The sequence below is a fragment of the Kitasatospora sp. NPDC048540 genome (assembly GCF_040651175.1).
Lineage (GTDB): Bacteria > Actinomycetota > Actinomycetes > Streptomycetales > Streptomycetaceae > Kitasatospora.
The window spans coordinates 1-11,216 of the sequence record NZ_JBEZIR010000198.1 but is presented as its reverse complement, the minus strand read 5'-3'; the positions used below and the strand labels follow the sequence as shown (position 1 = coordinate 11,216).

Genomic DNA, 11,216 nt, shown 5'->3' with positions numbered 1-11,216 from the left:
CGGGCCAGGGACGGGGGACGTCCGGCGGCGGGGCGGGCACCGCTGCGGGCCGGCCCCGGTTCGTTGACCAGCTCGATCGACGAAGCATATGAAGGGTCTGCGTGGGGCATCGGGGTGGTCGCGCAGATGAGCGACAGAGCCGAAAGTGATCCAGAACCCCATTCGGCCGCTGCTGACAGCGGTCGGGCGGTGGCACCCGAGTTGGGCGACGAAGCCAAGGGATGCAGTGACCCTGAAGCCTCCAGATGGTACATATGTGAACATAGCACCCTTAATAGCACTCACGTTCGACCCCGGAATGGCACCTACAACGCTCAAACTGAGAGCTCCCGGTATGGCGGGCCACCGGGGCGGCCGATAGGGCCTCCTAGGGGCCTTTACGGGATTTTCCCTGCGCAGGCCGAGCCTTCCCGGCCGCTTGCAAGCCGACCTGGTGTCGATTTCGACCGGCAGACCCGGCACGACCACTGCGGATAGCGACTCCCGTACCCCTGGCCGGAACACCACCCGGACCAGGTCCGGCCGCCCGGCGACCGGCGCCGAGCAGTGAGGCCTTGGCGCAGATGGCGTGTCCAGGAGCATCCTGGACAGACGGATCTCACCCGACAGATCCGGGGGCCACACGGACCGCTGGCCGTGCCGGACCCCAACATCCGAGCGCCCACGCGGCGCCTCTCCGCACCTCGGGGGTGCTCCCCATGACGACGACACGTCGGGACCTCACGACTCTGGGCGAGAACATCGAGTCGACCGGCCTGGTCACGCCGTCCGTGCAGGAACGGGTGCGCAGGTTGGTGGCCTCCCGGGCCAGGGACCGGGACGACTGTCAGATGCTGCTGGAGGCATTGGGCCTGGCCGATGACCCGGACCAGGCTCCCATCCCAAGGGATCACTAGACGCGCGGGTACCGGCAACCACGGCACGACGGCGGCACAGGCGATGCGAGCCCATGGCGCACGCGAGCGGGATGCAGGATCAGCACCCGGGCCCCCTGACCTGCAGATATGCGCATAGCAATGAGCTTGCGGCGTCACACGCGTGCGACGATGCAACCACCGATAGAAATAGTGACGATGCCATCCATATCAACTAACACCGAAAGGATGAACCATCGACCCATTCACCATCCGAACGTAGCGATCACTTACCGAAACACCAGTGGTTCGATCCACCGACCAAATTGTGAATAGATCCCATGAACGACAGGTGGCAGCATCCATCGGTGCACTTTTCGATACCACGTCGCTCCCACCCATTGACCGCCCCACTGACCCACCGACCCGATAACCCATCGGCGGAACCACCGTCCGACCTATCCGAACTCCGGTCGACCGATGCACGGCAGATAAGAACGATCCACCCCGGACCTCTTCAGCCGCCACCTGGCCCCCGCCTGGGCGAGCGGCCGGCCCGCCCGGCGGCCGGCCACCGATCCCGCCGCTGTCGAATATCTCTTCCCCCCACCGGAAAACAATTCGATCAGATGTACGCCTTTACGAGAATCACGACATAACACAACCGCCACGACACGCCGCACTGACGTCCCGTCCTGCGTGCCCCTGGTAACGTCAGCTACTAGTTCCCTCAGCACTGGAACACACGGGCCGCACACCTTGCAAATTCAGCGCCCGACCCAGCATTTGAGGCAAGCGGTCCGATCACTGCTGGAAGTACCAGCCGTGCAGCTTTCATAGCTTGGAGCAGATGATGAGGGTCCTAGCGATTGCCAGCCAGAAGGGTGGCGTCGGCAAGACCGCCACCACCGTCAACCTCGCAGCAGGCCTGGCCCTCATGGGCAGCCGCGTGGTGGTGGTCGACCTGGATCCCCAGGCCCAGGCCAGCAAGGCGCTCGGGATCCGGCTCGAAGGCGGCACGATCCAGAACTCGCTCGGCTTCGCTCTGCAGGCCGCAGTCCAGAGCGTGCCGACGGACCTCCGCCGCTACGTCATGGACCGCAGCGAAATACTGACCAAATGGGGCGCCGAAGGGACACTGATGCTCCTCGCGTCGGAGGACGCGACCATGTCGAACGCCCAGCACCTGCTTCACACGGCCGGGCCGGACAAGGCGACGCTCCTGCGCGGGCTGCTCACCCAGCTGGCGGACGACCTCGATTTCGCCGTCATCGACACCCCGCCCTCCGTAGGCGCCCTCCCCGCTCAGGCCCTGGCCGCATCCGACTACGCGATCGGTCTCTGCAGCCACGAGTACCAGACCCTGGAGGGCGCCGTGGCCATGAAAGCGACCCTCCGCTACGTCACACAGCGCACCGGCGGAGCCGCCGACCCGCTCTACCTCGGGGCCGTACTCAACAAGTGCAACCCCGTCAGCAAGTGGAAGCGCCAGGAGGTCGACGTCCGCAACGGCATGGTGGAGGCCGGTCTCCTGCCGCTCATCTCCGAAATCCGCGCCGACGACCGGATTTCCGGCAGCTACGCCTCCCAGGCCCCGGCGGTGATCCAGTTCGGCAACCACGAACCGGGCAAGCGCTACGCCGCGCTGCTCCAGGAACTGTTCGTCCGCATGGACACCCCCGAAGCAGAGTGGGAGATCGCACCGACCGCCGACGCCCAGCTGGCAGCTCTCGAGACACGCAGGGAGAAAGCCGTGATCAGTGTCTGACACACCCAAGAAGGTCCCAAAGGCTTTCAGCGGGGTGCGACCACCGGCTGAGAGGCCACGGTCACGGGCACGCTCTCAACCACAGCCGGCAGCAGCCGCGAGCTTCATGGCAGGTCTGACGGAGTCGGCGGAGGACGTCGCAGCGCGTTCGTACCTCGGTTCCGGAACCTCAGCGGTTCTCGTGGGGCAGCAGCTCACCGCGCCTGCGGTCACGACCACGCCGACTGCCGCGACCGCCGCAACGACCGCGGACCCCGTCCCGGCAACCGCCTTCAGCCCGTCCCCCGGGACGGCCCCGGCCTCGCCGACGGCCTCCGAGGCCAGACGGGCGGTGCTCGACTCCTTCAAATCGGCCCGGGCCCACCCCCACACCTGGACGCAGCACGGCTTCATCCTGCTGCCCGACGTGATGTCCGCGCTCAAGGCTCGTGTGGCCGCCGACCGGAGATCGGTGCGCAGCACCGAGCTCTCGATCGGGCACTACCTCGACGCCGCCCTCCGCCTCGGCCCCAAGAGCATCGACGGGCAGATCGCCTGGGCCCAAGAACTCCTCGAATCACGGGACGGTTTCACCGACCGTGGGGCGAAGAGCAGCTACCGGGTCGGTCCTGAATCCTTCGAGATCGTCTCGAATCTCAAGGGTGAACTCGACATGGCCAAGTACGGACGCAAAGGACTCGTCGTCGTCTCCGCCATCGCTTGCCGATTCCTGGAGCGTCTCGCCGCGGAAGGCCCGCTGACCCGTCCGTAAACGCTGACCAGCAGACCTGCCGGGCCTCTCCTGAACAGACAGGGGAGGCCCGATCGCGTTTCGGGCCGAGCTGCTGGGGATTGCACGTCCCCGGGGCACATCGCCACGCGCTCTGTGCAGCCATGACCGCTTTGACCAGGGCATATGCGGATCGCTATACCGATAGCCGTACCGATGCAACCACCCATACATCGACGGGTCGACTTCACGACGCACCTTACGACCGCCGCTGAGTATCACCGAGAGGTGCACGGTTGGAGCGGTGGCACCACCCTCCGTTGCAACTACCGCCGTGAACATGCATGGATCCCCCGACCGCCTGATGCACCGATCCCCGCCACGGTGGATTTACTTTCCCATTCATCGACGGACCTTCATCCATCACCAATGGAAGATACAGACACCTACCCTCGACATTTCCGCGCCATTCACCGCCTACTGCCGGGAAACGTTCCAGCAGCGCAGGAATAAACGTGATCGGTGCGATATATTCGCCATCGTTGTCTGCTCTGCATCGGCTTGGCTCAAGGAGCGTCCCGAAGTGTCTGCATTGCCGCCGCTGACCACGAACGCCGTGTCCACGGCCGCTCGGGTGTCCGACACCTTCGCCTACAAGGCGAAGGACCTGGGTGTCCTGGCCGAACCCCATTTCCCGAGTGACGTCATCGCCCTCCGTGTGTACCGGGCCGTCGCTGAACTCGTGTGGTTCGAGGAGGGCTGGACCAAGGAGTCCGGCAAGGCCCCCAGCACCTGGCAGATGGCCGCCATCCAGGCGGGGCGCAACGCCTTCAGTGATCCGAACACGCACCCGGGCACCGTGCTCTGGGTGCTGCGCGACCGTGTCTTCCTCGCTCATACGCCGGCCGAGCGGGCTGCCTTCGAGCTCAAAGATCTTGAAGGACAGTCGGCTCTGCGGCTGCCGGTGGGGCGCTGGGTCGCCGAGCTGCCGGAGGAGCTCCGGCTCCTCCGGCGTCGGCGACCGAGCCGGTCACGGGGGTCCCTGGCATCCGTCCGTCCCCCGCGCGAGCCACGGGGCGCCTAGGGCCGACTCCGTACCCCTCGACCGAAAGGAAGTGACCGTCCCCATAACCGAATAGACGACCCGCATCTTCGGCACCTCCTACCGGGCGCCGAGTCGGTTCTGTATGCCCTTTTCTCCTAGGAGTCAGCCATCATTCCCGCTCCGAGGTGTGTCTTCGTGCTGCCCTCGGCACTCACGCACACCGCTCAGACCGTCCCGTCACCACCCCCTGTGCCTGAGGTCTCCCGATGAGCGCCGTCCTCCGGCACGCTCCGCTGACCCGGGAGACGGCGATTCTCCTTCGTGAACGGCGTGGGAAGCCGTCACAGTGCCGGGGGGTGGACCCGGCGATGCCCGAGGGGCTTCGAAAGACCGCGGTGAACGTGCCGGCCTCGGTGATCCTGGGCTCGTTCCGGGATCTGACCGTGGTCTACATCGCCAAGGTCATCCAGCTGTCCCGCAATCAGGACAAGCACTGCGTCGCCGCCTTGACCACACTGGCCCGCTGGCTGGGACTGACCAACCGAGTGGGCACGTGCCACCGGACCGGTGACGCCCTCGTGAAAGCCCCCAGTTCCTTGTACGCCGCCCAGAAAGAGGCCACCGAGGCGGGCCTGATCACCGTCCGCCGCCGTACCCACCGTGGTGGTCGCGGCACCAGCGCGGTGCGTACCGTCGCCCCCGATCTCGGCGGCGACTTCCGGGTACCGGTCCCGGTGGCACTTCTCGGAGCGGTACCCGCCCGCCACGCACGGGCCTACATGCTGGTCGCCTACGCGAACTGCAAACGTATCCCCTTCACCCTGGCCGACCTCGCCTCGTACATCCGCCACGAGTCCGGCCACCGTAAGGGCGAGCCGATCAGCCCCGACGCCGCGGCCAGGTTGGTCGACGATCTGGAGTCCTGGGGCTGGATCGAGGTACACCGCAGGGCCGGCCGCCAAGGGCGGAACGTCATGATTCCCCGCCGGGTCCCGAACCAACCCGTCGTCCCGCCCGAGGACGACACTCACCCCCGCCGCGGGCACGGAACCGCGCCGAAGGCATCCACGGACCTCGGGTATCGGCCGCGAGCGGACCTCCCTCGCGTATCGGAAGACCACAGCCTTGACGTACAGGAGTCGGCCGGGCTGCAACTTCCTGCCCTGTCACCCGTAGGGGAGGTGGGTAGGCGCGATGCTGTGGACAACCTCGGTGGCCGCGCGCCGGAGGTTCTCGCGCTTCGCGCTGACACGGCGTCGAGTACCCCGGCTCCACGTCCGGCCGACTACCGGGGCCCGGCTCTGACGGTCACTCCGGAGATCGCATACGTGCTGGAGCCGGTCCGTTCCCTGCTCGTCCACGGCAAGGTGAACGTGTTCGTGCAGCGATGCGTCTCCCGCTCGATCGGCCGTCAGATCTCGCTCGGCGCCGCTCCTGAGCGGATCCGGCAGCGGCTTCAGGAGCGCTACGCGGGGACCGGCTTCGAGGTACACAATCCCAACGGTTGGCTGATCCGCGCCGTGGAACGGTGGGGCTGCGAGAGGGCCGAGTGCGAGCAGGGTGTCATCTGGGACACCGGGGAAACATGCCAGCAGTGCCACTTCCGGCGCGAGGAGAACCGTACGGCAGGCTTGGCCGCCTGGCGTGCGGCACATCCGGCACAGGCCGCGGCCGGCGACGCCTACTGGGCAGCCAGGCGGGAACGGGCCACCCGCGAGGCCACCGACCAGGCCCGGGAAGCCGACTCGGCGACCAACCGGCTGGCCGACCGACTGGCCACGCCTTCGGATCCGGAGTGCATCGGTCAGGACGGCTGCTGCGGCAGGCCCGTCCGCAGGATCGGCGACACCCTCTGTCCGCAGTGCGCGGGCCTCAGGCGATGCCCCGCCACCGGGTGCCGGACGTGGTACCGCGGAGAGCACTGTCCCGACCCGCACGGCCTGTCATGGCAGCACCTGAGCCTGCCTCAGGAACACGCCGGGCACGCCGGCTTCGGTCCCCGCCCCTCCGTCGTCTTCACGGAGGCCACGGACTCCGAGTTGCTGATCGGGAGGGTGTGACCGACCCGCCCTGGCCGGCTCCGGGAGAGGTGCCCGGCCGCAGCCTGCACCTCGTCGGCCGCTCCCCACCGGTACGAGGCTCACGGAGAGGAGCACCCTCGGCGATCACCATCGATGTGGCAGGTGCACTCAGCCTCCGCGCACCGGCGTCCACCGGGACGGTGTGCTCCCCTCCGAGCACGCAGTGCCGCCTCCGCTTGCGCCTCCGACACGGAGAGATTGAAGTCCTCCGACGCCCTGAGCTGTACATCGGCAGCACTGACCGAATACGCCGGCCCGTGGTCGCGACGGCTGACGACGACGGCCCAGTCCACAGCGTCGGCCAGCGCCCTTCGCTGAGCGGCCTCCGCATCGGCGCCCGGCTTCCTCTGCTGCCGGGCCAGACGCACGAGCCCGCTGAGCCTCGTGTGCGAGCCCGCCGACGAGGCCGTCGCCGGGCTTGCAGGAGCAGCGATGCGGCGCTGCCTGATCAGGAGAGGCAGGCAGCGCAGTCTCGCACGCAGGGAAGCAGGAGACGCGGACACTTGGTGCACCTTTCGGAATACGGACCGCAACGGTGAGATCAGTTTTGGTCCGGGCAGGAGACGGACGTTTCAACCGTCCCGCTCCTGCGCCAGACAAGGGAGGACCCTCCGGGCAGGAGTGCGGGCAGTCGTCCGTCCGCGGCCGGTGACGGCGTACGTCCAGCCGAAAGCCGCCTCGGGACGGAGGGTGTAAACGCCGTTTACACCCCCGACGGGCATGCGCGGTAACACTCTGGCCCTGGATGTCCCAAAATCACCCCGGCGCCACTATGGTGGCGCCATGGCCTCTCCATACTCCGACGGTGCTCGGGAAAAAGTTGCATCGAAGCTTCCTGCCGTCCTTCGCCAGGAGCTCAAGACCAGAGCGGCTCAGCTCGGCATCGACATGCAGGACGCCGTCACCGAAGCCGTCGAGCAGTGGCTGGTCCGCCCGGCCAGCCAGAACCCGGTCATCGACACCGCAGGCGCCGAAAGCTGGAACACCTGGCTCCCTGCAGGCCTCTACGCCGCGTTCAAGACCGACTGCGCCGACCGGGACATCTCCTTCGTCCAGGGGCTCGCCCAGGCCGTCCGGGTATGGGTCGACTCGCACAGCGTCTCCCTCAGCGAACTGACCATCCCCCAGTACACGCGTCGCATCGTGGTGTGCAACCAGAAGGGGGGCGTCGGCAAGACCACGATCGCCGCAGGCATCGGCCAGGCCATAGCGCTGGGGCTGCCGGCCAGCACCGGGGGATCGAAGCTGCCTGCGCTGCCCGGCCTCCGTACCCTTCTCGTCGACTACGACCCGCAGGGGCACCTCACGTCCCAGCTCGGCATCAAGCAGATTCCACCCGGCGAGGAGAGCCTGGTGACACACATGGTGGAACGCGACCGGGCTACCGGATCGCTGCTCGACCAGGTCGTGCCGATCGCTCCCGGGCACTTCGACGACCGGCTCTTCCTGCTGCCGTCGAGTTTCGACGCCTTCCTGCTCGACTCCCGGCTCGGGTCAGTACGCGGTCCGCGCGAGACCAGCCTCCAGCGCGCCCTGGCGCCACTGGAGGAACACTTCGACGTCGTCGTCCTCGATGCACCCCCGAACCTCGGCCTCGCCATGGACGCCGGGCTCTACTTCGGGCACCGTCGCAAGAACGAACCCACGGGGGCATCCGGTGTCCTGGTCCCCGTGGAGGCCGAGGACTCGTCCGCCGACGCGTACGCCATGCTCGACAGCCAGATCCGGACCATAAGCTTCGACTATGAGGTCGAGGTCGATCGCCTCGGCCTGGTGGTCAACAAGTTCGACAAACGCAAGGGCTACGTCGCCACTCACTCCCTCGAAATGTGGGAGTCCCTCGAGAGCCCGCCCGTCGTAGCGGTCGTCCCCGACCTCAAGGAACAGCGTGAGGCGGTGCACCTCAAGCAGCCGCTGCTGATGTATGCGCCCACATCCACCCAAGCGCAGCGGATGCGCGAGATCCGTCGGAGGCTCGGATGAGCGTCGCCAAGAAGCTTGCTGCCGGGGGTGGAGCCTTCGGAGCGCTTGCGCAGAGCGAGCTGCGGGGGAGGGGGGAGGTGGTGGCCCGCAGCGAAGCCCTGGACGCAACGGGGCGGGTACGCCGAGCCTCCCTCGCCCCGGTGGACTCCATCGTGTTCAACCCGCTCAACCCGCGGAAGACGATCGTGGACTCCACGATCGACGAGTTGGGTGAGAGCCTGCGCCGGCAGCAGATCGTCCCGGTCACCGTGGTGAGCCGCAGCGCCTACCTCGACGCGCACCCCGAGCAGGCGGCCAAGGTCGGGAACGCCGACTTCGTCGCCCTGGACGGCAACCGGCGCCTGCTGGCAGCGCAGCGGGTCGGCCTCGCGAATCTGCGCGTGGATCTCAACGACGACCTCGTCTCGTCTGCGTCGGACATGGTCGAGGCCGCCCTGGTCGCCAACGCGCACCGGGAGGGGGTCCTGCCGTTCGAGGAGGCCCAGGCCATCGATCAGCTCCTCACCACGGTGTACGACGGCAATCAGGCCGCCGTGGCACGGAAGCTCGGAAAGTCCAGGGCATGGGTGGGCCAGCGGTTGGCTCTTCTGCACCTGGCGCCCGAGCTGCAGGAGCAAGCCGGTGCGGGCGAGCTCGCGATCGAGGACGCGCGAAAGATCGGTGCGCGGGCCCGGGCCGGCCATCTGAGTGCCGCCGAACAGCTCGAGATGGCGGAGGCTGCGAAGCAGGCTGCCGCAGCCAGGGAAGCGGCGAAGGCGGCGGCGAAGTCCGAGCGGAGTGTCCGAGGGCCGGGGCCCGCCGCCGCACCGACTGCGCGTGCCGGGGGAGAGGAGCGCACCGTCGTGGCACCTCAGGAGCCTCGGGAAGCAGAGCCAGATGTAAACGCCGTTTACACCGAACCCGGGCGGGAGACCGATCCGAGCAGGGCCGCCGCCGACCGGGATGTAAACGCCGTTTACACCGGCGGGCCGGAGCAGCGTGATGTCGCCGAAGTGGAGGCGGGCGGCACGGTGACGGTGCAGTTCGACCCGTCCGACTTCATCCAGACGGCCCGTAGGATCCGCGAAGCGATGGACGTCCGCCAGGCGGTGAACGTGACCTCCGCGCTGCTGGCGATCCTGCAGCGAGAGCCGGAGTTTCCGGAGATCATGGAGTCGATTCGAGGCAGGATGTCCTGAACCTCGGCTCACTGCGGCGCATGAAAGCCGTCCCTCCGGACCGGGTTCCGGAGGGACGGCCTCTTTCGTCGTCGAGAGCGGACAGCTTCGTCAGCCGCCGCTGCCCGTCCTCCCCCTGCCGGGCTCAACCCGACTCGGGGCGGCCACCCGCTCGAAGGCCCGGCATCGTGACCTTGGCGGCCGTCTCGGCGCTGATCAACGCGCTGAAGCCACGGGCGGATCGTTGTTCCTCCGTGAGGTGGGCGACCCGGCCGAAGGCCGCCCTGGCACGCGCCTTGACGAACGCGTTGACGGCTTCGCCGGAGAGACAGGACAGCAGGCGCCAGTCCTCGGCGGTGAGCTCGTGATCGTCCTTGGGAGTGCCGTCGGAATGCGTGGGACGGCTCTGCGGGGTCAACCGCACAGCGAGGCGGCCTGCCTTGTCGAGGGCGCGGAACAGAGCCTCGTCCGGGGGCTGGTGGATGCGCCGGCCGTACTCCAGCCAGGCCTTCAGACGTCGAACCGGGCAGAGGGCCGGTGCCTCGTCACGGACCGGTACCCAGCTCTCCGCTGCCGGGCCTTCCGTGGGGCTCGTTCGGCTGACCACCCTCACGTCGACGCCGTCCTCGTGCATGGTGACGCCGGTGACGAGCAGTTGGGTGAGTTCGATCCGACGATTCGGCAGGTGCCAGCCGAGGGAGAGAATCGCGGCGTCACGGATGTCGGCCGGCCGGCCTCCCCGGTCACAGGTCGCCAGCATCTCTTCGAGGTCGGGCTCGCTCACGGCCGGGGAGCGCCTCTCGGTTCTGTGCGGTACCCAGGCCTGACGATATGCGGCGATCATGCCTCTGGTGATGAGGGTGCCGGGGCGGGTGTTGCCGGGGGTGGCGCGCTCCTGCCAGGTGACCACCGAGCTGGAGTAGGCGGCGACCGTGTTCGGTTCGTACCCTGCGCTCTCGATCATCCATCCCACGTACTCGATCAGCGTCGCCGTGGTGCAGGGAAGGGCCACGCGGCCCCTGGCTGTGCACCACTCCTGGAACAGCCTGATCTGGCTCTCCAGATTGCGGCTGCTGCTCTGCTCTCGCGCCGAGGCGCGGACGAGCCTGGCAGTGGCCGGGCTGATCAGAAAATCTTGATCGGTGTAGGGCTGCAACGGTGACGGCCCGTCGAAGCACGTTTCGAGAGAAGCCCTCTCACAGCAGTTGCCTCGGATCTCATCCATGACACGAGGCTAGCTCTGCGGAGCTGGAACCAGCGCCGACCTGGGAGCCATCGGCATGGCCGCCGGCAGCTGCTCGGCCTCCGTGTCGCCCTACCAATCACCCGTTCAGATCAGCAACCGGCACGAGAGTTCTCGCGTTGAACGCATCGAACCCGATCAAAAATCAGGACAGGAAGGATCTCCCATGATTAAGAAGACTCTTGCCACGGTTGGTATTGCGGCTTCGGCATTTGCCATGACGACCGTCCCCGCATCCGCAATCATCGACCACGACGGTTCTGCGGTCTCCGGCCAGGGCGACGGTGGCACCAACCACAACGGCACCGAGGGCAACCACAGCCCGAACTACCACACCCTCGACAACCCGAACCTCTGCCTGCCGGAGGTCCACAAC

At 67.5% G+C, this 11,216-nt stretch carries 8 protein-coding genes and 1 pseudogene; 8 read left to right on the top strand and 1 reads right to left on the bottom strand.

Annotated elements, in window-relative coordinates; all coding sequences use genetic code 11:
* Positions 1–698 precede the first annotated feature (698 nt).
* The 7 genes from AB0D08_RS38870 (at position 699) to AB0D08_RS38840 (ending at position 9,618) form a co-directional block, all read left to right on the top strand.
* Positions 699–896 carry a hypothetical protein gene (locus AB0D08_RS38870; RefSeq protein ID WP_033821970.1) on the top strand — a complete coding sequence of 66 codons (198 nt, stop codon included), beginning with the start codon at positions 699–701 and terminating at the stop codon, positions 894–896.
* An 808-nt stretch (positions 897–1,704) separates the two neighbouring features.
* Positions 1,705–2,622: a ParA family protein gene (locus AB0D08_RS38865; protein ID WP_233289138.1), complete on the top strand. Its 918-nt coding sequence runs from the start codon at positions 1,705–1,707 to the stop codon at positions 2,620–2,622.
* A gap of 331 nt (positions 2,623–2,953) precedes the next feature.
* Positions 2,954–3,373, top strand: a complete 420-nt coding sequence (locus AB0D08_RS38860) for a hypothetical protein (protein WP_149038308.1) — start codon at positions 2,954–2,956, stop codon at positions 3,371–3,373.
* 292 nt (positions 3,374–3,665) lie between these two features.
* Positions 3,666–4,415 carry a hypothetical protein gene (locus AB0D08_RS38855; protein ID WP_359895063.1) on the top strand — a complete coding sequence of 250 codons (750 nt, stop codon included), beginning with the start codon at positions 3,666–3,668 and terminating at the stop codon, positions 4,413–4,415.
* A gap of 317 nt (positions 4,416–4,732) precedes the next feature.
* The gene (locus AB0D08_RS38850; RefSeq protein WP_149038307.1) at positions 4,733–6,436 is read left to right on the top strand and encodes a hypothetical protein; all 1,704 of its coding nucleotides are present in this window, start codon (positions 4,733–4,735) and stop codon (positions 6,434–6,436) included.
* 804 nt (positions 6,437–7,240) lie between these two features.
* Positions 7,241–8,440 carry a ParA family protein gene (locus tag AB0D08_RS38845; RefSeq protein WP_359895061.1) on the top strand — a complete coding sequence of 400 codons (1,200 nt, stop codon included), beginning with the start codon at positions 7,241–7,243 and terminating at the stop codon, positions 8,438–8,440.
* Complete coding sequence (locus AB0D08_RS38840; protein WP_051813057.1) at positions 8,437–9,618, top strand: ParB/RepB/Spo0J family partition protein; 1,182 nt, start codon at positions 8,437–8,439, stop codon at positions 9,616–9,618. Before AB0D08_RS38845 ends, AB0D08_RS38840 begins: the two co-directional genes overlap by 4 nt.
* A 124-nt stretch (positions 9,619–9,742) precedes the next feature.
* Here AB0D08_RS38840 and AB0D08_RS38835 read toward each other — a convergent pair whose 3' ends face one another.
* Positions 9,743–10,822, bottom strand: a complete 1,080-nt coding sequence (locus tag AB0D08_RS38835; protein ID WP_149038306.1) for a hypothetical protein — start codon at positions 10,820–10,822, stop codon at positions 9,743–9,745.
* Positions 10,823–11,006: 184 nt separating this feature from the next.
* On the opposite strand from AB0D08_RS38835, the pseudogene AB0D08_RS38830 reads away from it, so the two are divergent.
* Positions 11,007–11,216 (top strand): annotated as a pseudogene (locus tag AB0D08_RS38830) (rodlet layer protein); the annotation flags it as partial.